Annotated in this window: 26 protein-coding genes; 16 read left to right on the forward strand and 10 right to left on the reverse strand. The window is 59.6% G+C overall.

Annotation, left to right across the window (positions count from 1 at the left end):
• Nucleotides 1–23 precede the first annotated feature (23 nt).
• From DBR16_RS09295 to DBR16_RS09315, 5 genes are all read left to right on the forward strand, one after another.
• The gene (locus tag DBR16_RS09295) at nt 24–458 is read left to right on the forward strand and encodes a hypothetical protein (protein WP_109260986.1); all 435 of its coding nucleotides are present in this window, start codon (nt 24–26) and stop codon (nt 456–458) included.
• A gap of 12 nt (nt 459–470) precedes the next feature.
• Entirely contained in the window at nt 471–863 is a 393-nt protein-coding gene (locus DBR16_RS09300) for an MAPEG family protein (RefSeq protein WP_109260987.1), read from the forward strand.
• A gap of 44 nt (nt 864–907) precedes the next feature.
• Nucleotides 908–2269 (forward strand): TldD/PmbA family protein, encoded by a 1362-nt coding sequence (locus DBR16_RS09305; RefSeq protein WP_109260988.1) that lies wholly within the window; start codon nt 908–910, stop codon nt 2267–2269.
• 14 nt (nt 2270–2283) lie between these two features.
• Complete coding sequence (locus tag DBR16_RS09310) at nt 2284–2526, forward strand: DUF4170 domain-containing protein (protein WP_109260989.1); 243 nt, start codon at nt 2284–2286, stop codon at nt 2524–2526.
• Nucleotides 2527–2617: 91 nt separating this feature from the next.
• Nucleotides 2618–4288, forward strand: coding sequence for an ABC transporter ATP-binding protein (locus DBR16_RS09315; RefSeq protein WP_233347713.1), 1671 nt, complete (start codon nt 2618–2620; stop codon nt 4286–4288).
• Here the strand turns inward: DBR16_RS09315 and DBR16_RS09320 are convergent, their stop codons facing one another.
• A complete protein-coding gene (locus DBR16_RS09320) occupies nt 4289–4954 on the reverse strand; it encodes a fused DSP-PTPase phosphatase/NAD kinase-like protein (RefSeq protein WP_109260991.1) in 666 nt (221 codons plus the stop codon).
• An 86-nt stretch (nt 4955–5040) separates the two neighbouring features.
• On the opposite strand from DBR16_RS09320, the gene DBR16_RS09325 reads away from it, so the two are divergent.
• Genes DBR16_RS09325 through DBR16_RS09340 form a run of 4 tightly spaced genes read left to right on the forward strand, consistent with a single transcriptional unit; the run spans nt 5041 to nt 9016 of the window.
• The gene (locus tag DBR16_RS09325; RefSeq protein ID WP_109260992.1) at nt 5041–5790 is read left to right on the forward strand and encodes a lysophospholipid acyltransferase family protein; all 750 of its coding nucleotides are present in this window, start codon (nt 5041–5043) and stop codon (nt 5788–5790) included.
• Nucleotides 5787–7055 (forward strand): 3-deoxy-D-manno-octulosonic acid transferase, encoded by a 1269-nt coding sequence (locus DBR16_RS09330; RefSeq protein WP_109260993.1) that lies wholly within the window; start codon nt 5787–5789, stop codon nt 7053–7055. Before DBR16_RS09325 ends, DBR16_RS09330 begins: the two co-directional genes overlap by 4 nt.
• Complete coding sequence (gene lpxK, locus DBR16_RS09335; protein ID WP_109260994.1) at nt 7052–8062, forward strand: tetraacyldisaccharide 4'-kinase; 1011 nt, start codon at nt 7052–7054, stop codon at nt 8060–8062. Before DBR16_RS09330 ends, lpxK begins: the two co-directional genes overlap by 4 nt.
• A gap of 9 nt (nt 8063–8071) precedes the next feature.
• Nucleotides 8072–9016: a lysophospholipid acyltransferase family protein gene (locus tag DBR16_RS09340; RefSeq protein WP_109260995.1), complete on the forward strand. Its 945-nt coding sequence runs from the start codon at nt 8072–8074 to the stop codon at nt 9014–9016.
• On the opposite strand, the gene DBR16_RS09345 is transcribed toward DBR16_RS09340, so the two are convergent.
• From DBR16_RS09345 to xseA, 3 genes are read right to left on the reverse strand one after another with little or no spacing between them, the layout of a single operon-like run.
• Nucleotides 8965–9846: a M23 family metallopeptidase gene (locus DBR16_RS09345; RefSeq protein ID WP_109260996.1), complete on the reverse strand. Its 882-nt coding sequence runs from the start codon at nt 9844–9846 to the stop codon at nt 8965–8967. The two genes, DBR16_RS09340 and DBR16_RS09345, sit on opposite strands and share 52 nt — an antisense overlap.
• Nucleotides 9843–10073, reverse strand: coding sequence for a DUF2093 domain-containing protein (locus DBR16_RS09350; RefSeq protein WP_233347715.1), 231 nt, complete (start codon nt 10071–10073; stop codon nt 9843–9845). The genes DBR16_RS09345 and DBR16_RS09350 overlap by 4 nt, the downstream gene beginning before the upstream one ends.
• Before the next feature lie 28 nt (nt 10074–10101).
• Nucleotides 10102–11589 (reverse strand): exodeoxyribonuclease VII large subunit, encoded by a 1488-nt coding sequence (gene xseA / locus DBR16_RS09355; RefSeq protein WP_109260997.1) that lies wholly within the window; start codon nt 11587–11589, stop codon nt 10102–10104.
• Between the two features lie 99 nt (nt 11590–11688).
• Between xseA and purD the strand changes: the two genes are divergently transcribed.
• The 3 genes from purD to DBR16_RS09370 are packed head-to-tail and all read left to right on the forward strand — an operon-like array spanning nt 11689 to nt 15338.
• Complete coding sequence (purD, locus tag DBR16_RS09360) at nt 11689–12969, forward strand: phosphoribosylamine--glycine ligase (RefSeq protein ID WP_109260998.1); 1281 nt, start codon at nt 11689–11691, stop codon at nt 12967–12969.
• Nucleotides 12970–12996: 27 nt separating this feature from the next.
• Nucleotides 12997–14277 (forward strand): metal-dependent hydrolase family protein, encoded by a 1281-nt coding sequence (locus DBR16_RS09365; RefSeq protein WP_109260999.1) that lies wholly within the window; start codon nt 12997–12999, stop codon nt 14275–14277.
• A complete protein-coding gene (locus tag DBR16_RS09370; protein WP_109261000.1) occupies nt 14274–15338 on the forward strand; it encodes a phosphotransferase family protein in 1065 nt (354 codons plus the stop codon). Before DBR16_RS09365 ends, DBR16_RS09370 begins: the two co-directional genes overlap by 4 nt.
• Here DBR16_RS09370 and DBR16_RS09375 read toward each other — a convergent pair.
• Genes DBR16_RS09375 through DBR16_RS09385 form a run of 3 tightly spaced genes read right to left on the reverse strand, consistent with a single transcriptional unit; the run spans nt 15335 to nt 17438 of the window.
• Nucleotides 15335–15751 (reverse strand): hypothetical protein, encoded by a 417-nt coding sequence (locus DBR16_RS09375; protein WP_109261001.1) that lies wholly within the window; start codon nt 15749–15751, stop codon nt 15335–15337. The two genes, DBR16_RS09370 and DBR16_RS09375, sit on opposite strands and share 4 nt — an antisense overlap.
• Before the next feature lie 59 nt (nt 15752–15810).
• Nucleotides 15811–16218, reverse strand: coding sequence for a DUF4345 family protein (locus DBR16_RS09380; RefSeq protein WP_109261002.1), 408 nt, complete (start codon nt 16216–16218; stop codon nt 15811–15813).
• A gap of 2 nt (nt 16219–16220) precedes the next feature.
• Nucleotides 16221–17438, reverse strand: coding sequence for an acyl-CoA dehydrogenase family protein (locus DBR16_RS09385; protein WP_109261003.1), 1218 nt, complete (start codon nt 17436–17438; stop codon nt 16221–16223).
• Nucleotides 17439–17526: 88 nt separating this feature from the next.
• Between DBR16_RS09385 and DBR16_RS09390 the strand changes: the two genes are divergently transcribed.
• Together DBR16_RS09390 and DBR16_RS09395 are read left to right on the forward strand one after the other, a co-directional pair.
• A complete protein-coding gene (locus tag DBR16_RS09390; RefSeq protein WP_109261822.1) occupies nt 17527–18258 on the forward strand; it encodes a sulfite exporter TauE/SafE family protein in 732 nt (243 codons plus the stop codon).
• 11 nt (nt 18259–18269) lie between these two features.
• On the forward strand, nt 18270–18866 hold the full coding sequence (locus tag DBR16_RS09395) for a GNAT family N-acetyltransferase (RefSeq protein WP_109261004.1): 597 nt from the start codon (nt 18270–18272) through the stop codon (nt 18864–18866).
• On the opposite strand, the gene DBR16_RS09400 is transcribed toward DBR16_RS09395, so the two are convergent.
• The gene (locus DBR16_RS09400) at nt 18838–19299 is read right to left on the reverse strand and encodes a nucleoside deaminase (RefSeq protein WP_233347718.1); all 462 of its coding nucleotides are present in this window, start codon (nt 19297–19299) and stop codon (nt 18838–18840) included. The two genes, DBR16_RS09395 and DBR16_RS09400, sit on opposite strands and share 29 nt — an antisense overlap.
• A 41-nt stretch (nt 19300–19340) precedes the next feature.
• Here DBR16_RS09400 and DBR16_RS09405 point away from each other — a divergent pair, with 41 nt between their 5' ends.
• Both DBR16_RS09405 and rsmD read left to right on the forward strand, forming a co-directional pair.
• Complete coding sequence (locus DBR16_RS09405) at nt 19341–20087, forward strand: pseudouridine synthase (protein WP_233347720.1); 747 nt, start codon at nt 19341–19343, stop codon at nt 20085–20087.
• A gap of 1 nt (nt 20088) precedes the next feature.
• Nucleotides 20089–20655, forward strand: coding sequence for a 16S rRNA (guanine(966)-N(2))-methyltransferase RsmD (gene rsmD / locus DBR16_RS09410; RefSeq protein ID WP_109261006.1), 567 nt, complete (start codon nt 20089–20091; stop codon nt 20653–20655).
• On the opposite strand, the gene DBR16_RS09415 is transcribed toward rsmD, so the two are convergent.
• Nucleotides 20656–21525 (reverse strand): nitrate- and nitrite sensing domain-containing protein, encoded by an 870-nt coding sequence (locus DBR16_RS09415; protein ID WP_161539464.1) that lies wholly within the window; start codon nt 21523–21525, stop codon nt 20656–20658. It lies immediately after the preceding gene.
• A 115-nt stretch (nt 21526–21640) separates the two neighbouring features.
• Nucleotides 21641–23455: a DNA mismatch repair endonuclease MutL gene (gene mutL / locus DBR16_RS09420; RefSeq protein WP_109261008.1), complete on the reverse strand. Its 1815-nt coding sequence runs from the start codon at nt 23453–23455 to the stop codon at nt 21641–21643.
• Between the last annotated feature and the right edge of the window lie 15 nt (nt 23456–23470).

The raw sequence follows: 23470 nt of genomic DNA on the forward strand, positions 1-23470 counted from the left end.
CACCCCGGGACAGGAGGTTTTCAATGAACACGCTCACCCCTCTGGCCATTCTGGCCGCACTTGCTCTGGCTGCCTGCAGCAATGACAGCCCTGATGCCAGCGATCCGCCCGCACAAAGCACGACCGAAACTGATGGGAGTGCTGCTGCCAGCGGCAATGATGGCGCCACAGATGATATGACAACAGAAACGGGCACATCATCTGGAAATGCCGGCGACGATTTTGTAGCCGCCTGCCTCAGCGCCTCAAATCAGTCCGTGTCGATGTGCACCTGCCTTTCGGAAAAGGCCGATGAGGATCTGAGCGATAACAGCCGGGAATTCCTGATTGCAACGCTGAATGAGGAATCCGAGGCTGTAATGGAGATGCGCACCCGGATGGATATGGAAGAAATGGCCACCGCCGCAATGTTCATGGCGAATGCCTCAACACAATGCGCCCGCGAAGGCCGCCAATAGAAAGGCCCGGATATGACTGCAATGCAGGCTGTCGCTCTTTACGCCGGACTCAATCTTCTGATTCTCGGCCTGTTGTCGCTGCCCATCGGGCTGAATCGCAACAAGAAGAAGATCAGCCTCGGCGATGGCGGGGACAGTCAGATGAATGCCCTGATCCGTGCCCATGGCAACGCAGCCGAATGGATTCCCGGCGCGCTGATCGGTCTGACGCTTCTGGCTATGACAGGAATGGGCACACTCGTCATTCACGTGCTGGGCCTGTTGTTCACACTGGCACGTGCCGCTCATGCTTATGCTTTCCTGTCCGGTCAGACGACTGGCCCGGGCCGCGTATTCGGTGCTGGCATGACGTTCCTGGTATTTCTCGTGATAGCCGGCCTGTTGATCTGGAAAGCGCTCAGCTGAACGAAGCATTGCCCCGGCAGTATGTCACGGGCTAGGTGAGGGTCATGGCCACACCGAACGACGCTCCAGACACAGACCAGCTTCTCTCGATTGCCGAGGACCTGATGCAACGCGCCCGCAAGCTGGGCGCGGATGCTGCCGAAGCCGCCGTGACGCAATCTCGCGCGACAGAGGTCGCGGTTCGCGATGGCAAGCTGGAGTCGGTTGAAGGCTCGGAGAGCAAAGATGCCGGGCTGCGCGTATTTTTTGGCAAGCGGCAGGCTGGAGTCAGCTTTTCCGACCTTTCAGATGAAGGCGTCGCCTTGGCGGTTGAGCGGGCTATCGCAATGGCAAAGCTGGCCCCCGAAGATCCCTGGTGCGGTCTCGTCGAAACCGGGCGTCTGGCCACTTCAATACCTGATCTCGACCTTTACGAACCTCCTGTCTGGACCAGCGGGGAATTGTCGCGCCTGGCCTGCGAAGTTGAAACCGCCGCACGCGCCATTCCCGGCATAACCATGACCGAAACCGCCTTTGCCAGCACAGGCGAGACGGCATCAGCCTCGGTTTCGACGAATGGTGTGTCGCACACAGCCCGCCGGTCTAACAGCGGTTATGGTGTCAGCGTCATTGCAGCTGGAGATAACGGCATGGAACGCGACTATTCCATGACCAGCGCGCGCCGCCTCGCGGACCTGCGAAGCTGTACCGAGATCGGTGCCGAGGCCGGAGAACGAACCGTCAGCCGCCTGGGTGCCGCCCAGATGTCCTCGGGAGTCCGGCCGGTCATATTCGACCGCCGGGTGGCCGCGCGATTTCTCGGATCGCTCGAAGGAGCGATCTCCGGCCCGTCCATTGCGCGCGGCGTTTCATTCCTGAGAGACAGGATGGGCAAACCCGTCTTTGGTGAACATATCAACATCATCGATGATCCGCACCGCCCCTGGGGCCTGGGCTCGCGGCCCGTCGATGGTGAAGGCCTGCCGAACAGCAAGCGCAATATCATCGAAAACGGTGTGCTCACGGCCTGGCTACTGAACTCTCCATCCGCGCGTCAACTTGGCCTCGAACCCAATGGATATGCAACCCGGTCACTTGGCGGGTCGCCCGGTGTCTCCACCACAAATCTTCACATTGAATCCGGAGTACAATCCCGTGCAGACATGATCGCGGCCATTTCCGATGGACTGCTGGTCACCGAGATGTTCAGCCCGTCCCAGAATCCCAATACCGGTGACTGGTCGGTCGGCGTTTCCGGGTTTGCAATTCTTTCCGGCGAAATTGCCCATCCGGTCAGCGAGATCACCGTTGCCGGCAATCTGAAGGACATTTTCTCGCGGCTCATTCCGGCGAATGATCTGAAATTCTGGTCTTCGGTCAACTCACCCAGCCTGTTGGTGGACAATCTTTCCATCGGCGGCGCTTGAACAGGAAGGTAAACATGAGCGACAAGCAGCTGCTGCATCTGGTCATTGGCGGCGAACTGACGGATCTCGGCCCCGACGCCAACCAGTTCAAGGACCTGTCCCGGATCGATTTCGTCGGCGCATTTGCCAACTATGACGATGCCCGGCGCGCTTGGAAATCCGCCGCTCAACGTACCGTGGATAATGCGCATATGCGCTATTTCATAATTCACGCCCACCGTCTTCTGGATCCCCGAAATGACGGGCACGCACACTAGCCTGCCCACTCTTTCGGACGGCCCGGATCCGTCGCCGGTCAGGTCGTTGATCGCCCGCTTCTGGAGAGATCGGATCGCTCCGCGATGGCGATTGGTCACTATTGCAGTCATTCTTTCTGCGACCACCGCCGCCGCCGCTTCCAGCTATGCCTTCATGATCCGCTGGGCAGTCGGCATGCTCGAGCGCCAGGACACGCAGGTGATCTGGCTGGCTCCCATCGTCATTGTCATCATCACCGCCATTCGCGGCGGCTCTCTTTTCCTGCAAACAGTACAAACCAACCGGCTCGCCTTGCGGGTTATGCAGGATTTGCAGGAAACCCTGTTTACCCGTCTCGTTCGTGCGGACTATGCGCGCCTGATATCCGAACCGGTCGGCGCAATCGTCTCGCGCTTTACCAATGATATTACCATTCTCCGCGATTTACTGGTGCGGGCCGCCAACAATCTGTTGCGGGATACGCTGACCATTCTGGGCGCTGTCATCGCCATGTTTGTCTTCGACTGGATGCTCGCCTTGCTCATCCTTGTCGTCTATCCGCTGGCTGCCCTGCCGGTCATCCGTATCGGCAATATGCTCAGAAAGACATCCAGCGAAGCGCAGACCCAGATGGGCGAAGTCACCAGCTTCCTGGAGGAAAGCTTCTCCGGTGCGCGGATGGTCAAGACCTACGGGCTGGAAGATCACGAGATCGAGCGCTCGCGATTTGCCTTTCTCAAACGCTTCCAGCTCGCCTTGTCGCTGGCCGCCTCCAAAGCACGCGTGGATCCGATACTGGAAGTGGTCGGCGGGGCAGCGTTCGCCGGTGTACTGGCATTCGCTGGCTGGCGGATCTCACAGGGCGCGGCCTCGATTGCCGACTTTACCGGATTCATCGCCGCCATCGGCATCATGGCCCCTGCCGTTCGTGCGGTTGGTACCCTTGGCGCAGCCATGCAGGAAGGCGTCGCCGTACTGCAAAGAATTTATGATGTCACGGATGAAACCGATGATGTCATCCAGATACCGGGTGCGAAGCCGCTGAAAGTCACCCGCGGGCGGCTGGAGTTTGACAATGTCAGCTTTGCCTATAACGGAGAAGGTGCCGCCCTGAGCCATATCGACCTGGTGGCAGATGCGGCAAAAACCACCGCAATCGTCGGAGCTTCAGGCTCTGGAAAGACAACGCTGCTCAATCTTGTGCCGCGCCTCTATGATCCGGCCGGGGGAGCGGTCCTGATTGACAATCAGGACATTCGTAAAGCCACGATCAAATCCGTGCGCGATGCCGTGGCGCTGGTCAGCCAGGATGTCGTCCTGTTCAATGACACGATCGCCGCCAACATCGCTTTCGGCCGCATGACCGCCAGCCGGGACGAGATCGAAGCAGCTGCGAGAGCCGCCGATGCACATGAATTCATCATGGAGCTACCGGGCGGCTACGACGCCCCGGTGGGTCCGCGCGGGGGGCAGTTATCGGGCGGGCAAAGACAACGCATTGCGATTGCCCGCGCCATTCTCGCGGATGCTCCGATACTGCTTCTGGATGAAGCCACCAGCGCACTTGATGCCGAAGCAGAGGCGCGTGTGCAATCCGCACTCCAGCGCCTGTCCGAAGGCCGAACCACCATTGTGATAGCGCACCGGCTGGCAACTGTCCGGGATGCGGATCGTATCTATGTCATGGAGAACGGTCAGATCGCCGAGACTGGCAAGCATGACGAATTGCTGGCCAGGGGCGGCATTTATGCCCGCCTTTGCAAGCTGCAATTTGCCGACTGATCATTCGCGGCGCAGCACTTTTTCTGTCAGGAAACTGCCCCACCAGCTCGCCATGAATCCGTCATGTACAGCCTGACGGTCATAGCGTGTTCGGACCCAGTCCAGAAAGCTCACCGGCTCGACCGAATTGGCCAGACGGTATTGCTCAAAGAAATAATCAAGCATGCCGGTCTTGCCCTGTTTCACATGGAGGTATTTGAGCGACAAGTGGTCGATGGCCTCTTCGAATGGAGCATTTTCATGGAGCAGCATATACATGACTGCAACGATTCCGGCCCGGTCCGCGCCAGACTTGCAATGCATCATCGCCGGGTATTCGATGGAGTTGAAAACCTCGATCAGCTGTTCGATCCGTTCAACATAAGGGGCCTCGCGAGACCCCCAGGGCAGGTCATGAATGGCCAGGCCGAGACGATCACAGGCCTCATGCTCGAGATCATAATAGGAACGGCCCGGCTGCGTGCCGCGCAGATTGAGGATTGTCTTGAACCCTTGGTCCTTCAACCATGCCAGGCGATTGGGTGACGGCTGGTTTGCGCGCCACATGCCCTTTGTACCCACCTTGTGCATGTTGTGAAAGCGAAGCCGCAATACGCCATGGTCGCGCCAGAGATAATGGTTCCACGCGCGTTTGTGATCTTCAGGATTCGTCAAATCGTAGCTCATAAACATTCATTTACGGGGCCATGCCGCAGGCGGCAACCGCGACGAACGCTTGACGCCTGCACCAATCAACGCAAGCAAAGACGCAAATGTTGCGATCGCTCACATCCTCCGCCGCAGTCCAGCAGGCTATTTCGTGGATACTTGCGAAATACATGCAGTTTTGCGCGGCCACCAAAAGCTGGGACCGGCGCGGGCGGGAACATCTGGACGTCTGCACCCGAACCGGCGAAGGCATGATCGCCGCATTCTGGCATTCGCGTATCGGATTGAGCTTTATGGGTTGGGATCGTAAAGCGCCCCAGACGCCGACCATGCTGATTTCACGTTCGCGCGAAGGCGATTTCATTGCCCGGTTTGCACGCAATCTCGGAATCGGCGTGATCCGCGGCTCATCGCGAAACACACGAAAAACCAAACAGAAAGGCGGCATGACGGCTTTCCGCGACATGCAGCGCGCGATTGAGAAGCGTGCCTGTATGGGCCTGACCGTAGATGGACCGCGCGGACCGCGCCAGCGCGCCAGCATGGGCGTCATTCAGTTGGCCCGGATCACGGGCAAGCCAATCATGATTTTTTCCTGGGCCATTACGAACAAGAGAATTTTCAACTCATGGGACCGTTTTGTCTTGCCCTATCCTTTCGGCAAGGGCGTGTTGGTCTGGAAAGAACCACTGATCGTGCCGTCTGATGCCAGCGATGACGAAATGGAGGCTCTGCGGCTTGAACTCGAGCGCCGCCTGAACGATGCCAATCAGGAAGCGGATGAGGCCGTCGGTGGCCCGGTCATCGAACCTGCGGAACCCCGGCCTGCGCGCAAGGCGGCGCAAGGCGCGTGAGCCTGCCGCTTTCAATACGGCTTTATCGCGCCGCAGTCTGGGTGGCCACGCCATTGTCCGGCTGGATTCTCGGCAATCGGGCCCGGCGGGGCAAGGAAGACGCTACGCGGCTCAACGAGCGGTTTGGCCGGACCGAACTCCCTCGTCCGGCGGGAAAACTTCTCTGGCTGCATGGGGCCAGCGTCGGAGAATCCCTTGTCCTGCTGGAACTGGTCCGGCGGCTACAGGATAAAACAGACTGGCAGTTTCTGGTCTCGACCGGCACGGTAACATCCGCGCGATTGATGGCTGAAAAACTGCCGGCGGGGGCCCGGCACCAATATATCCCGGTCGACCGGCTAGGGCCGGTCCGGCGTTTCCTTGATCACTGGCAACCTGATGCCGCCATATTCGTGGAATCCGAACTCTGGCCCAATCTGTTGATAGAAATGCAAAGCCGCAACATGCCCGCCGCACTGGTCAATGCGCGCATGAATGAAGCCTCGCTCATCAATTGGCACAAGCGCAGGGACGCTGCCCGGCATTTGCTCTCGGCGTTCAGATGGATCGGCGCAGCCGATGAACGTACGGCCGCAGGTCTGAACAAACTTGCAGGACATGCTGTCCCGCTCGTGGGTAATCTCAAACTCCAGATATCTGCGTCCGATCCTGACAGAAAGGTGCTGGACGCCGTTCGTTCCGTGCTGGGCGAACGCCCGGTCTGGCTGGCCGCCAGCACGCATGCCGGTGAAGAGCAGATCCTGCTCCAGGCCCACCGCCATTATCTGGAAACCCGTCCCGAGGCCCTGTTAATTCTGGCGCCGCGGCACCCGGAACGGGGCCACGAACTCGCCAATACTGTCAGAGCAGCGGGGCTGACTTTTGCCCAGCGGTCCCGGAGTGAATTGCCTGATACAGGCACTCAGGTCTGGCTGGCGGATACGCTGGGAGAAATGACGCTCTGGTATGCGCTTGCCGATCAGGCTGTCATAGGTGGCAGCCTCAGGGACGGCATTGGTGGGCACAATCCGGTGGAAGCGACCCGGGCCGGGTGCCCGGTCATTTCGGGACCTTATACCGCCAGCTTTGAGGACGTTTTTGCTGCCTACAGAAAACATGAGGGTGTCGCGATTGTCGGGTCGCCCGCAGAGATCGCCGCAGCACTTAGGGATGTAACTGAAGACCGCCTGGCCGGGGCCCGGCGCGCCTTGCAGGAATTGACAGGCAGCGCAATGGACGAAACGCTGGCGGCCATTCTTTCGCTCATGCCCGAAGGGCCACGATGAAACCGCCGCATTTCTGGTACCATGAGCCCGCAACGCTGCTGGAAAAGCTAATGGCCCTGCTCCTTCAGCCTCTGGGTCCAGTCTTTGCAACGCAGGTCGCAACGCGGATCCGCAATGCGAAATCTGCGAAAGTGGATGCCGCGGTCATCTGCGTCGGGAATCTGACAGTGGGCGGGACCGGAAAGACCCCTGTGGCAATAGCTTTGCTGGGCGCTTTGAGAGAGGCCGGCATCAATGTCCAGGCGCTGAGCCGTGGTTATGGCGGATCGGTCAAAGGCCCGCTCTGCGTCGATCTCGGACGGCATACGGCAAGGGATGTCGGTGACGAGCCCTTGTTACTGGCCCGCGCCGCTCCTGTCTGGATCAGCCGGAATCGCCGCGCCGGCGCCGAAGCCGCCATTCTCCATCAGGCGGAAGTCATCATCATGGATGATGGCCACCAGAATCCGCAGCTCCACAAGGATGTGTCGATTTTGGTGGTTGATGCCGAAGCTGGTTGGGGAAATGGACGTGTCTTTCCGGCCGGGCCGTTGCGGGAGAATTTTGATGATGGCCTTGCAAGGGCCGATGCCATTGTCCTGATGATACCGGCCCCTGATTACGAACCGGATTATGACCGCCTCGGCCTGACGGAGGTTGAAGTGCCGGTTCTGAAGGCTTGGCTTGAACCGGATTCTGCACCACCGGCCGACACGCTCTTTGCCTTTGCAGGGATTGGCCGTCCGGAAAAATTCTTCAACGCTCTGGCAAAAGCCGGCGCCCGGATTGGCGGCACAAAAGCCTATCCCGACCACCATGAATTCTCCCGAAATGATCTGCGCCAGTTAAGGTCTCTGGCAGAAGCGGCAGGCGCACAACTGATGACCACGGAAAAGGATCTGGTCCGGATACCCGCGCCGGATCGCGAGGGAATTACAGCCTGGCCGGTCCGTGCAGTGTTTGAAGAACCTGCGAGAGCCACCGCCTTGCTTGAACAGGCATTGGACGCCGCCGCAGCGCGGCGCTAAACCCCGGTTATGAGCGCGGGATGGCTTCAGCGAATCGGTTGGCGGGCGGAAGCTCTAGCCTGGGACAGCTTTCAGCTGACCTTCCAGTCCATGGGGCTGGAGGGCGCATCGGCCTTTGGCAGCGCCGCCTTGCGGCGTATTGGACCACTCACCCCGGTTCACCGCGTCGCCCGCATCAATATGGAGCGTTGCTTTCCCACTGCGTCGGGACCGGAAATCGACCGGTTGCTTGATCGCATGTGGGATAATTTCGGCCGGCTGGTCGGCGAAAATCCGAATATGCGCCATTACCGCCCCGAGGTTTATGGCGAGCGCGGTGAAATTTCAGGCGAAGAGATCGTTCTGGATCTTGAACGACAGGGGCAGCCCTATGTGCTGGTCGCAGGTCATTTCGCCAATTGGGAGGTGATGGGCGCGGCGATCGCCAAGCTGAACCTCAATTGCAACATCACCTATCGTCATGCGAACAATCCGCTTGTCGACAAGCGCATTCTCGATTCCCGGCACGCCTATGGCATCAAGCTGCTGACCGCAAAGGGCGGTGTCGGCGCCAAGGAATTGCTGACAAATCTCAAACAGGGCATGTCCGTTGCGCTGATGAATGATCAGAAAATGAATGACGGAATTGCCGCGCCCTTTTTCGGCCATCAGGCCATGACGGCCTCCGGCCCAGCCAAGATGGCGATGAAGTTTGGCGCACCGATTGTGCCGATTGGTGTCCGCAGACTCGGTGGAACGCGGTTCCGCGTAACCTTTTACGAGCCGATCCCCCATTCACGGCTGGCGGATAAGTCCGCCGCCGTTCTGGAAACGGTCTCCCGCATCAACAAATGGGTTGAAGACCGGATCATAGAAGCTCCGGAACAATGGTTCTGGGTCCACCGCCGCTGGGACAAGGCGATCTACCGCAAGGATGCAGGATCAAGCGTCAATACCAGGGCCGGATCAATATAGCGGTTGCGCCATTTGATCCGCCAGTCGAGATGGGCGCCCGTCGCACGGCCACCCGACCCGATTTCGCCGATAAGCTCACCCTGTTCCACGACATCGCCAACCGTTACGTGAACGGCACCGAGGTGAAGGAAGGCGCTGGTAAAGCCCTGCCCGTGATCGATGAAGATCAGCCCGCCCTCATAATACATGTCCGGATCGGCCAAAGTGACGATACCTGCGGCCGGTGCATGAACTGGCGTGCCGGCATCATTGGCATAATCCAGCCCGTAATGCGGGCGGCGCGGCTCGCCATTGTAAAAACGCTGCGACCCGTAAACGCCTGAAATAATGCCCTCGGCAGGCGCTATAAATCCGCCGGCAAAACCCGCCCCGTCCCAGCGGCTGGTATAGGCGGCAGCCTTCATGCGGGATTGTTCACGGATCAGGGCAAGCGCCTCAGCCGGCGGATTGACGGTTTGCGGCGGGACTCCGTCCACGCGTTGAATATTGTATTCCCGCTGTTCGATCTCGTACTGCTGCTCGATCATTGCACCCGAAGGGAGCGCAGCTGTCAGCGTCAATACATCTTCGCTGTCACGATTGATCCCGAGGATGACCCATCCATCGCTGTCAGCTGTTCCGGACTGATCACCCAGTGATATGATCGTCCCGGGTTCGGCCCGGCAGACAATGGCGGCCCCTTCGATATACTGGCCAATACAGCTCAATTCCGGTTCGGCAATCTCCCGGATTTCTCCCGCCAGCGGAAATTCGGAATCCGCGCTCAACACATCAGCGATCGGGTCGGCCCCGGGCGCCTGCAAAGCCAGCAATGCGGCAAGAATCATCATCGTCCAGGCTCCTCGTAAACGGACTTCCAGCGTTCCGCAGACGCATAGCCGTCCTTGTAGGCTTCCTGCAGCTCGGCGCTCCAGTAACGCAAATCCTGCAACGGGATTTCTTCCCTGGTGACTGCGCAGCGCACAAAGGCGCCCGGCTTCAGGATCATGAAATCGGCATCGCCAAATTCGAGCACGGCCTCGCCGGCAAACTCTTTGCTGAACGGTGTCTTCATCATGCTTGCAATCCTAGCCGCTTGTTTCAGCCTAGAACAGCCGCCCCTGCTTTTCACTTGCAGCCGGCTTGATCTTGCGGGATTTGGGCCGTTGCTGACCTGTCTGCCCGTCAATCACGGCATTCTTGCGGCCATCCGCCAGTTCGATGGAAACCGATTGTCCGGCCGACAAGCCGCGACTTTTCCGCACCAGCCGTCCATCCATGTCCCGGATCAGGGCAAATCCGCGCCTGAGTACAGATTGATGACCCAACAGGGCATGACGTCCGGCGACTGCTGCCAGATCCCGGTGTTTTCGGATCAATGACCGCTTTCCTGCCTGCACCAGCCGGTCTGCAAGCTTTTCCGTCCTGTCCCGGCATTGAATCGCCAGACGGGCGGGGCTGGCACGGCCAAGACGCGAGCTGACAGAGCTCATTTGCTCGCGCCCGGATTTCACTTGCCGGCGCAGGCTGGATGTCAGACGGCCACCGGCACCGGCCACTTTTTCGGCCTTTGACCGGATATCCCGCCGCAACGCATCGGGCCGGATGCCGGTCGAGGCGAGATCAAGGCGCTGACGCATCGGCCCCAGCAGCGCCTGAGGGGCCGGAAACACCCGGGAAGTCGCGCGGAATTCTGCCCTTCGCCGCTCGATCAGCCGCATCAGGCCCCGCGACAGACGATCCGCCCAGCCGCGCAGATCCTGCATCAGCTCGGACCGGACCGGGACAGCGATTTCAGCGGCGCCGGTCGGGGTCGGTGCGCGCCGGTCTGAGGCAAAATCGATCAATGTCGTGTCGGTCTCGTGTCCGACCGCAGAGATCAGCGGTATTACCGAGCTGGCGGCTGCCCGGACCACGACCTCTTCATTGAAGCACCACAAATCCTCAACCGAACCGCCGCCGCGCGCCACGATCAACACATCAGGACGTGGAATGCCGCCAGTCCCGTCTATGGCATTGAAGCCCTCAATCGCTGCCGCAATCTGTGCTGCCGCCCCCTCGCCCTGGACCAGAACCGGCCACAACAGGACGTGCCGGGGAAAGCGGTCTTCCAGCCGATGCAGAATATCCCGTATCACAGCGCCGGTAGGGGATGTGACCACGCCGATCACGCGTGGCAAATAGGGAATGGCCTTTTTCCTGCCCGACTCGAACAAGCCTTCGGCAGCCAGTTTTTTCTTCCGCTCCTCGAGCAGCGCCATCAGAGCGCCCGCCCCCGCCGGTTCCATGCGCTCGATAATGATCTGGTATTTTGACTGACCAGGATAAGTGGTCAGCTTGCCTTCGCATATGACTTCCAGGCCTTCTTCCGGCCGGAAATTGAGCCGCGATACCATGCCTTTCCACATGACACCGGAAATGACGGCCTTCTCGTCCTTGAGGTCCAGATAGACATGACCCGAGCGCGGCGTTGTCACCCGACCCAGTTCACCGCGAACGCGCACATGTCCGTACGCATCCTCGACGGTCCGCTTCAGCGAATTCGCCAGCTCGGAGACGGAAAATTCCGGCGTATTGGACTCGGTTTCTGCCATTCCCTGTTGGTAATCGCTTGGCATTGCTGCGGCAATGGCGGCGGCAGACTCGCCAACAGCTTTCCAATCCGCTAGCCGTGAGAAAGCAGGAGGTGCGACATGAAGATTCTGGTTGTCGGCGGCGGGGGCCGCGAGCACGCGCTTTGCTGGAAAATCCGGAAAAGCCCGATAGTGGAGCGGCTTTACTGCGCACCTGGCAATGCTGGAATCGCTCAGGAAGCCGATTGTGTCGATATCGCCGCAGATGATGTGTTTGCTCTGACCGATTTTGCTATCGACAAAGCCATTGATCTCGTCGTGATCGGACCTGAAGCGCCGCTGGTTGCCGGGCTCGGCGACCGCTTGCGGGCCATAGGCATTTCGGTTTTCGGCCCCAATGCAGACGCGGCGCAGGTCGAGGCCTCGAAAGCCTTTACAAAGGAACTCTGCGACAGGGCCGGAATCCCGACGGCACGCTATGGAAAATTTACCGATCCGCAGGAAGCCAAAACCTTTCTGGACAGTCTCTCCCCGCCTTATGTTCTGAAGGCGGATGGTTTGGCAGCCGGCAAGGGAGTCGTTATTCCGGAAACGCGCGAGGAAGCCGAAGCTGAAATTGACGAGATGATGTCCGGCAAGTTCGGTGACGCCGGCAAGACACTCGTTATCGAGGAATTCCTGAAAGGCGAGGAAGCCTCCTTTTTTGCATTCTGCGACGGTATAACGGCGATGCCGTTGATCTCGGCCCAGGATCACAAGCGCGCCCATGATGGCGACAAGGGTCCCAACACTGGCGGAATGGGCGCGTATTCGCCAACGCCGGTTGCGGGTCCAGCGATTGTCCGGCAGACGATGGACGAGATCATCCTGCCGGCTATAAAAACACTGGCAGATGAGGGAATGCCGTATTCCGGTGTCCTGTTCGCCGGTCTGATGATCAGTGAGGACGGACCGCGGCTGATCGAGTTCAACGCCCGCTTTGGCGATCCCGAATGCCAGATCCTGATGATGCGGATGCTGAGCGACATCGTGCCTTATCTGAAAGCCTGCGCTGATCAGGAACTCGGCGGGATGCCACCCCTGTCCTGGCATGGCAGTGCGGCCGTTACCGTTGTCATGGCGGCAAAAGGCTATCCGGGTGACTATGAAAAAGGCACTGAAATCCGCAATGTCGATGCCGCCAGCGCGATGGATCAGGTGACAGTATTCCACGCCGGGACCAAACGCGATGCAGAGGGCCGGCTTCTGGCAAATGGCGGCCGGGTTCTGAATGTAACGGCGCGCGGGAACAGCTATCGCGAAGCCATCGACCGGGCCTATCAGGCCGTTGATGTCATCGACTGGCCCGGCGGTTTCTGCCGTCGTGATATAGGGTGGCGTGCACTGAAGACTTCAAGCTAGTCTGCGTGAAAATATCGGGGAGACATCATGATCAGGTTTGTAATCGCATTTCTGGCGCTGGCCTTAAGCCCGGTGGCCGCGGCTCAGGACAATGTGACCATCATCCATGCGGGCTGGTTGCTCGCCATTCCCGGCGAGGCGCCTGCCGAAGAGCAGTCAATTGTCATCCTTGGCGAACGCATCGACCGGATTGAAAGCGGTTTCATCGAGATCGACGGAGCGGAATATGTTGATCTTTCTGATCACTTCGTTCTGCCGGGACTGATCGACAGCCATGTTCACCTCTTGTCGGAACTGAACCCTGAACGGCGCCTGCAGAACGTCACCTTTTCCTCTGCGGACTGGGCAATTGACGGGGTACGCAATGCCCGGGCGACTCTGATGGCGGGCTTTACAACCGTTCAGGATGTCGGCGGCGAACTCGAAGCCATCATCGCCCTGCGTGACGGCCAGCGGGACGGAGACTTCGCCGGCCCGCGTATGCGGGTATCCGGACCCTCGGTCACACCAACGGGCGGTCATGGCGATATCAATGGCTATAATGAAGATATCATGCATGCCTTCTCCAGCCGGGCCGCCTGCAATGGCCCCGCAGACTGCCGGCGGGTTGTTCGCGAACTGGTCCGCGCCCGCGTCGATCTCATCAAGATCACCGCAACCGGCGGCGTTCTGTCCCAGACAGCTGCCGGGACCGAACAGCAATTCTTCGACGACGAGCTGGCGTCCATCATGGAAGCTGCCCGCATGATGGGCCGCTATGTCACCGCGCATGCTCATGGTGTGACCGGTATCAATTCAGCGATCGAGAACGGTATCCACTCCATCGAACACGGCACTTATCTGGATGATGAATCCATACGTCTGTTCCGCCGCAACAATGTGTATCTCGTACCCACCCTGCTCGCCGGCGCAACGGTTGCCGAAATTGCCACCAGCGCGGACTGGATGACTCCGGAAGTCCGCCAGAAATCGCTGGAAGTCGGCCCCAATATGATCGAGATGGCCCGTCGCGCTCATGCGGGGGGCGTCATGATCGCATTTGGAACCGATAGCGGCGTATCGCGTCATGGTGACAATGCCCGTGAGTTTGCGCTGCTCGTGGAGGCCGGACTTTCGCCCATGGACGCCATCCGGTCCGCCACGGTAACAGCCGCTGCCCACGTGCAGATGGCTGATGACATCGGGACCATCGCGCCCGGCAGGTACGCCGATATTATTGCCGTTTCCGGCAATCCTCTGGATGACATTACCGAGCTCGAGGATGTGGATTTCGTGATGCAAGGCGGAGAGGTCTATTCCCGCCAATGACCAATCTTGACGACACTTTTTCCGGCACAAAGGACGTCGCCGAGGCTCTGCGGTTCAACGAAGCCGCCCTGTTGGACTGGATGAAAGCAAATGTGGAGGGTTTTTCCGGCCCGCTGCGCGTCGGCCAGTTCAAGGGCGGTCAGTCCAACCCGACCTACAAACTCGAAACGCCTGGCAAGGCCTATGTGCTGCGCCGCAAGCCCCCCGGCAAGTTGCTGCCGTCCGCGCATGCCGTTGACCGCGAATTCCGGGTGATGAGCGCGCTCGGCGCACAGGGCTTCCCGGTGCCGAAAATGCATGGTCTGTGCGAAGACCCTGACGTCATCGGCACGGCATTCTACGTCATGGATTTTATCGATGGCCGCATATTCTGGGACCCTTACCTGCCGTCGATAGACCCGGCTGACCGGGCCCGCATTTATGATTCCATGAACGAGACGCTGGCGGCCCTCCATGCCTTTGACCCGGAGCGCATCGGCCTCGGTGACTATGGCAAGCCTGACGCTTATATCCCGCGTCAGATCGCCCGCTGGTCAAAACAGTACAAGGCGTCGGAGACTCATACGATTGCCTCCATGGACCGGTTGATTGACTGGCTGCCCGATGCGGCACCGGAGCAGGATCGCGCCAGTATCGTTCATGGTGATTTCCGGCTCGACAACATGATTTTTGACAAGAATGAACCGAAAGTCGTTGCGGTACTCGATTGGGAGCTTTCGACCCTGGGTGACCCGCTTGCGGACTTCACCTATCAGCTCATGCAATGGCGCACGCCGAAAGAAATGCGGAACGGATTTCTCGGTGCCAATCTGAAGGAGTTGAACATTCCCGATGAGGCGGCGTATGTGGAAGCATATTGCCGCCGCACAGGTCGCGAGGGCCTGCCGCAACTCGACTTCTATTTCGCCTATAATCTTTTCAGGCTCGCCGCCATTGTTCAGGGCGTCTATCACCGGTCAACGCAGGGCAATGCCTCCAATGCCAAGGCAAGGGAGTATGGTGCGATGGTCGAGCCAATGGCGGATTATGCATGGTCTTTTGCCGAAAAGGCAGGCAATTAGCCGCCCAGATGCGCAAGGAACGGCACCCATAAGGCTAGCCCCATAAGCGATTCAAACACCACCGCAGCGGCATTATATCCGGTGCGGGTCTGATGCTGGCCATGATCGGCGGCCATCGACACAATACGCCCGAGCGCCATCCCCATCCAGAAAGCGCCCATGGCAAAGCTGGTTCCCATCAGCGCAGCCATTCCGGCCTGGGTCTGCATAACAAAGGTCAGCAATATCGCGGCATGCCCCAGGAAAAAGGCTCCGCCATAGCTGGCGCGGAATTCCGACCAGCCGCCCCGCCAGCGCGGATCGGGCTGCAGACGTACGACAGTTGCGCCCCAGCGCGGAACCAGAAGACTTGCCGCTCCCATGGCACAGCCAATGGCAGCAGCACCCGCCGCTGGTATCTGAATGAGCTCCATCCGCCCGCTCTCCTTGAAAAACCGATCTTGCGAAAGATGTAGAGCGGCGAAAGGAAAAGTCAGGCCGGCGGGTTGATCACGAAATTTGCCACCGGCAAAGCAAAGGCGATGGCGGCGGCCGTTTCGACGACAATCGAAACAAAATTATGTTTCGTGCGGACCTGTTCTCCGTCCAGCATGAGGGACAGGATTCGGCCGAGCGCCGCACCGCCCCACCCGAACGACAATACAGCAGCAGCGCCGATGACACCCTGATTCAGAATAATCGAGGCAAGAAACGCCAGATGGAGGAAGAGAAAAACACCGCCAAACGTGGCGCGGAATTCTGCATAGCCCTCTGGATTCGCCGGATCGGCCTGCATCCTGACCAGCCTTGCTGCCCACTCCGGAGAAATAATCGCACCAAGGCCCAGCCCGGCACCGATCACCCCGAACAGTCCGGCAATACCGATTGCAGCGCTTTCCATCTTCACCCCTCGTTGGACAATCGTTTCATTTCCATGCGCGCAATCGCCCGTTCATGTACTTCGTCAGGACCGTCGGCCATACGCAGCGTCCGGATTCCGGCATAGGCACTGGCCAGTGGTGTGTCGGCCGAAACACCCGCACCGCCATGAATCTGGATAGCATCGTCAATGACCTGCAGAGCCACACGCGGGGCGGACACCTTGATCATTGCAATTTCTCTCTGGGCGGCCTTGTTGCCGACCGTGTCCATCATCCACGCCGCCTTCAGCGTCAGCAGCCGGGCGCTTTCAATGTCGATCCGGGCCCGGGCAATACGATGATGCCAGATGGAGAAGTCTGCCACCCGCTGACCGAAGGCGACGCGGCTCATTCCACGCTTCACCATCAGTTCCAGCGCTCGCTCGGCGGCTCCGATGGTCCGCATGCAATGGTGAATACGGCCCGGCCCCAGCCGGCCTTGGGCGATTTCGAAACCGCGGCCTTCACCCAGCAGCATGTTGGAGGCTGGCACGCGGACATCTTTCAGCTCGACTTCCATATGCCCGTGTGGCGCATCGTCATAACCGAATACCGGAAGATGGCGCTTGACCGTCGCACCTTTGGCATCTGCCGGAACAAGGATCATTGACTGCTGACGGTATTTGTCCGCATCCGGATCCGACTTGCCCATCACGATATAAATGGCACAACGCGGATCGCCGGCCCCCGACGACCACCATTTGCGGCCATTGATGACGTATTCGTCTCCATCGCGCTCGATCTTGCACTGAATGTTGGTGGCATCCGAAGAAGCGACTTCCGGCTCTGTCATCAGGAAGGCAGACCGGATTTTCCCCGCCAGAAGGGGCTCCATCCATTGCTGCTGCTGTTCCGGCGTACCGTAACGCGCCAGCACTTCCATATTGCCGGTATCGGGCGCCGCACAATTGAACACCTCCGCCGACCACGGCACACGCCCCATTTCTTCGGCCAGCGGCGCATAATCAAGATTGGTCAATCCTGCGCCTTTTTCGGATTCCGGCAGAAACAGGTTCCAGAGATCGGCAGCCTTGGCCTTCTCTTTCAATTCCTCGATGACCGGGATCACCTGCCAGCGATTCTCTCCGAAGCCGGCCAGTTGTTCGGCATAAGTGGCCTCATTCGGATAGATGTGCGCATCCATGAAGGCGCGAAGGCGGTCAAGATAATCCTGACACCGCGGCGAATACGAAAATTCCATGAGTCTCCCCTTAGGTCCCGGTCCTGCATTTTGAATACGATCTGACACGGACTATAGCCGGGTCAATCCTTTTGGGGGGATGATTCTCATGATCTGGCCCGTCATTCTTGCTGCAACCCTTGTGACAGCTTTCATTTCCGGGATTTTCGGAATGGCAGGCGGGCTGATCCTGATGGGTGTGCTGGCCCTCCTCCTGCCCGTTTCCGCCGCCATGGTAACGCATGGCGCTATCCAGAGTGTCGCCAATGGCTGGCGGGCGATTCTCTGGCGCAGATTCATCGACTGGCGGGTATTGGGTATTTATCTTGGCGGGTCGGCCTTGGCTTTTGCCCTCCTGATCGGATTTGCCTTCGAAGTCTCGAAGCCATGGCTTTTCATCCTTCTGGGTCTGGTCCCCGCCCTGATATGGATTCCGAAACAGTATCTCAGCCTTGATGCCCGCCGGCCTGGCCACGCCGTACTGTGCGGTTTTTCAGTGACCGGGCTGAACATCGTGGCCGGCGTGTCCGGCCCTTTGCTGGACATTTTCTTTGTCGCTGACGGCATGGATCGCAGAACCATTGTGGCGACCAAGGCAGCCACGCAGGTCGCAGCTCACGCTGCCAAGATCGCCTTTTATCTGGCTCCGGCCCTTGCCGGTGGCGCACTGGCGCAATGGCAATGGCTGTTGGCCGCCGCTCCGCTGGCCATACTCGGCACCACGCTGGGCGCCCGTGTCCTTGATCTGATGAGCGATGCCAATTTCCGCAAATATACGAAATGGATCGTGACGGGTGTTGGCCTGGTCTATGTGATACGTGGCGTCATGCTGCTCAGCTAAAAGCGCAAGAGATGAATTTGACACCTGCCATACTGGAAAATGACTGGGTGCGCCTGGAGCCGATGACAGAGAAGCACCGCGAGCAGTTGCGGCCACTCGCGTCGGATCCGGATCTTTGGGCGTGGACAACAATCCGTGGCGATGGTGAGTATTTCGATGCCTGGTTCGACCTGATGCTGGAGACGCAGGCAACTGGCAGTCAGATCAGCCATGTCATCTTCCGCAAGACAACCGGCGAGATGGTCGGACATTCCGCCTATCTCGTGATCTCGCCTCGCAACCAGCGCGCCGAAATCGGCTGGACCTGGTATGCAGCAACCGCGCACGGCACAGAAGTCAATCCGGCCTGCAAGCTGGCGCTGCTGACGCGCCTGTTCGAGTGCGGAGCCGAACGCGCCGAATTGAAAACGCATGGTCTCAACAAACGCTCACAGGCGGCGATGCTGAAAATGGGGGCCAGATATGAAGGCACGCTTCGCCGTCAGATGCGGACATGGCGCGGCGATTTGCGCGACACGGTCTGGTTTTCGGTGCTCAGCGACGAGTGGCCGGAGGTACGGGCGGGACTGGAAGCGCGGCTCAGCGCCGCTCCCGGAAAAAGGTCCTGAGGAGTCGCGAGGACTCATCAGCGAGCACACTCGGGACAATTTCCGGTTTCCAGTGACAGGTCGGTTGATCAAAGAATCGCGGCCCATGCAGCACCGCACCGCCTTTTTCGTCAGCCGCCCCGAAAACGAGCCGGCCAATCCGGGCAAAGCTGATCGCCCCGGCACACATGGCGCACGGCTCGAGGGTGACATAAAGCTCCATGCCCGAAAGGCGGTAATTGCCAAACTTTTCTGCAGCCAAGCGGATCGCACGGATTTCGGCATGCGCAGTCGGATCATGCCCGGCGATAGGCGCATTTCCGGCTGTGGCAAGCACTGCATCGGTTGCCGGATCAACAATCACGGCACCCACCGGCACTTCGCCCGCTTCAGCCGCCGCTTGCGCCGCGGCCAGTGCCAACTGCATAAAGGATTGATCGCGGGTCTCGCTCATGACACCTGCGGCGTATGCGTGAAGCGCAGAAGGGTCAAGCATTGGCAGATCAACGAAACTCCGGAGAACGCATTGCGAAAGTGCTCGCGCGGGCCGGCATCGCCAGCCGCCGCGGGTCGGAACAACTGATCGCGGATGGCCGCGTGACCGTCAATGGAAAGACGTTGACGAGCCCGGCCCTGAATGTATCGCCAAAGGACAGGATCGCCGTTGATGGCAAACCCGTTGGCGAACCGGAGAAAACCCGTCTTTGGCGCTATCACAAGCCCACAGGCCTTGTGACCTCTCACAAGGATCCGGAGGGCCGCGACACAGTCTTTCAAAAACTGCCGAAGGAACTCGGACGCGTCATCTCGATCGGGCGTCTGGATCTGAATTCGGAAGGCCTGCTTCTTCTCACCAATAATGGCGAGCTTTCGCGTGCGCTCGAATTACCCTCAACCGGCTGGGCGCGGCGCTACCGGGTCCGGGCCTTTGGCCGTGTGACCGAGGTCGAGCTGGAAAAGCTGCGCAAGGGCATCACTGCCGAAGGCGTAAAATACGGCCCGATCGAAGTGGAGATTGAACGCGAGCAGGGCGGCAACAAGTGGCTGAATGTGTCGCTGCGCGAGGGCAAGAACCGGGAAATCCGCAAAGCGCTGGCGGCCGTCGGCATGACGGTGAACCGCCTGATCCGGATCTCCTATGGGCCTTTCCAGCTGGGCAATCTGCAACCTGGCGAGGTCAAATCCGTTCCCGAGCGCGTGCTGCAGGATCAGTGCGGCCATTTCCTCGGCGGAAAGGACTGACATGCGTATCGTCGCCGGGAAATTCAAAGGCCGCGCTCTGAGCGCGCCTAAGGGGGCCAATACGCGGCCCACGTCCGACAAGGCCCGGCAGGCCCTGTTCAATGTGCTCGAACATGCCGCATGGGCTCTACCGCTTGAAGACGCACGGGTGGCGGATCTCTTTGCAGGTTCCGGCGCGCTCGGCTTCGAAGCCATCAGCCGGGGAGCGAGTTTCTGCCTTTTCGTGGAAACAGATGCCGCTGCTCGCGGTACCATCCGCGACAATATCGAGGCGCTCCAGCTCTTCGGGATTACCCGCCTTCACCGGCGGTCCGCGACCGATCTCGGCGAGAAACCGGCCAAGCTCGGTGCACCCTTCAATCTCGTTTTTCTTGACCCGCCCTATGACCGGGGTCTCGCTCCGCCCGCCCTTACCGGCCTGATTGACGGGAATTGGGTTGCCGATGATGCGTTGGCCGTGCTGGAAGTCGCGGCGGATGAGGACGCGCCGGATGTTCCCGGCTGGGAGCCGGTCGATGAACGCATCTGGGGCGCTGCAAAAGTGGTGTTTTTGAAACGCAGCCAGTGATTATTGCGTGGTATCGCGCCCGGCCGGGACAAGCAGGCGCGTATGCAACAATCGCGCAGCATCAATATGACCGGACATGGAATTGAACCATATCTCCGCATCGGCTGCTGCATCGCCGGTTTGCGCGGACTCACCCCTGCCGGCGACGGAATGAAGACGGGAAATATCTGTCAGAAGGGCCACAAGCAGCATACCGAAGGTCGGGTCGGCTGAATGGGTCCCGTGTATTTCGGATTGCAATCGCTGGAGTGCTGCCAGATTGACCTGCCGTGGTTGATTGAGTTGAGATTCCGGAATGGCACCGGTCAGCGCGGCCATTCCATAACCGCGCTCCCGGGCGAGATATTCCATCAGTGCGAGCAGCTGGAGTTCAAGGGCCCGCTGAAGGGCCGGTATATCCAACTCCCCGTGCAATTCTGCGGCAGTTTCCGTGATGATCTCCACCAGCTCCGTATAAGCGCCAAATGTCTCGAATGGCGATGCACTGTGATCTCCGGCATTTGAACGGATATCCACCAGTTGCTCCAGAGCGGGAACAATCGCGGCAAACGTGTCCCGCTGATGCCGGAGCACACCATCATCATCCGTCATCGCCTCGATTTGCGGGAGGAGCAGGAGACAATATTCATCCGTTGCCGCGATTTCCCGTTGCACGCCTTCATGCTGCATGTCGGTGTGACCGAAAGCCGTTACATAGGCACGTTCCCGCTGGATCTCGTTATTGATCATGGTCAACCGGACAATGATCTCACGTGCGGCTGCGGCCCTGTCCGCACGCTCGCCTTGCATCAGCAAATACGCTGTAACCGCCATGGAGATTACGAGAAAGGCGGCAATAATTACGCCAACGGGCAGCAGCTTGCGGACCATGAAGGACTCCGGCAACGGACAAGGGATTGCTCGTGTTAGTGAAACACTAGGATTAAGGGATAAAGCAAAGTTGAATCTGGATGCATCGCATTCGCATGCCACATCCCGCCTGCCTTCACCGCCGCCCGAAAAGCCGCTCGATATCGGACAGCTTGAGCTCGACATAGGTCGGGCGGCCATGATTGCACTGGCCGGAATGGGGTGTGGCTTCCATTTCGCGCAAAAGCGCGTTCATTTCCTCGCCCGAGAGGCGACGGCCGGACCGGACAGAGCCGTGACACGCCATCGTGCCGACGACGTCCTCCAGCTTTTCCTTCAGCGACAGGGCGGCATCATATTCGGCCAGGTCATCAGCCAGATCACGGATCAGGCCCTGAACATTCAGCTTGCCCAGCAGAGCCGGGACCTCGCGCACCGCAACGGAATTTGCACCGAAGCTTTCCACGACCAGGCCTAACTCGGCAAGTTCATCCGCACGTGACAGAACCCGCTCGGCTTCCGCCGCATCCAGATCAACGATCTCGGGAACCAGCAGGGACTGTTTCGCAACACCGGAATCCGCCAGCATCTTCTTCATCCGCTCATAGACCAGGCGCTCATGCGCAGCATGCTGATCGACAATCACCATCCCGTCCTGCGTTTGGGCAACAACATAGGTTTCATGCAGCTGCGCGCGCGCCACACCGAGCGGTAAATCATGTGCGGAAGCCGGGTCCGGCGCGGGCGAGTCAAACCCGTCTGGCCGCACAAAATCCGCCTCCACGCGGGCAGACCGATCCTGCACGAGCTGTGTGTTTTCCGGCGGCCTGGGACTGCCCCAGGCCGCCATTAGCGTATGAGGTGTCTGATAGACAGCACCATCCGGCCGCGCGCGGCCCAGCGCATACCCGGCGACTGTCGTGGAAGCACGGTGCCCTGCGCCCGCCAGGGCATGCCGCAAGGACCCGACAATCAGCCCCCGGACAAGGCCCGGATCGCGGAAGCGCACCTCGGCCTTGGCCGGATGCACATTCACATCCACCAACCCGCCTTCAAGATCGACAAACAAGGCAACAACGGGATGGCGGTCGCGCACCAGAAAATCCTGATAGGCGCCACGAACAGCGCCACCCAGCAATTTGTCCCGCACCGGGCGCCCATTCACGAACAGATACTGATGCTGCGCCGAACCGCGATTGTAGGTCGGCAGCGAGGCAAGTCCCGTGATCCTGACCCCGTCCCGCTCCTGATCAATCTCAAGCGCGTTATCGCCAAAATCCTTGCCCAGAATCGCCGACAGGCGCTGGCGCTGCGCATCCTCTCCACGCTCGGCTGCCAGTGCCAGTCGCGAGCGGCCATCAATCGACAGCGTGAAGCCTGTATCCGGCCGCGACAGGGCCAGCCGCCGCACCACATCGGCAATCGCATTGGCCTCGGCCCGTTCCGATTTCATGAATTTCAAACGGGCAGGCGTGGCGTAGAAAACGTCGCGCACATCAATCCTTGTCCCACCTAAGCCCAGCGGCGGGGCAGGCTTGATTTCACTCTGCCGGCCACCTTCAACGCCGAGCGAGAATGCCTCCTTCGTACCGCGAGCCTGAGTCGTGATGGTCAAACGCGCGATAGACCCGATGGACGGCAGTGCCTCTCCGCGAAAGCCCATGGTCGCAATATTCAGGAGATCATCTTCCCCATCCCGGCCGACGGGCAGTTTCGACGTTGCATGACGTTCCACACACAGCGCCAGCCGCACTTCATCCATGCCCGCGCCGTCATCAGATACGGTCAGCCTGGCAAGGCCACCCTTTTCCGCGTGGATATCAATCTGACGGGCACCGGCATCCAGTGCATTTTCCACGAGCTCTTTCACCACGCTGGCTGGGCGTTCAACGACTTCACCCGCGGCGATGCGGTTGACGGTCTCGGGACTGAGTCGGCGGATCGTAGTCATGTTCTCAGCCTCCGG

The sequence above is a fragment of the Hyphobacterium indicum genome (assembly GCF_003129605.1).
GTDB lineage: Bacteria > Pseudomonadota > Alphaproteobacteria > Caulobacterales > Maricaulaceae > Hyphobacterium > Hyphobacterium indicum.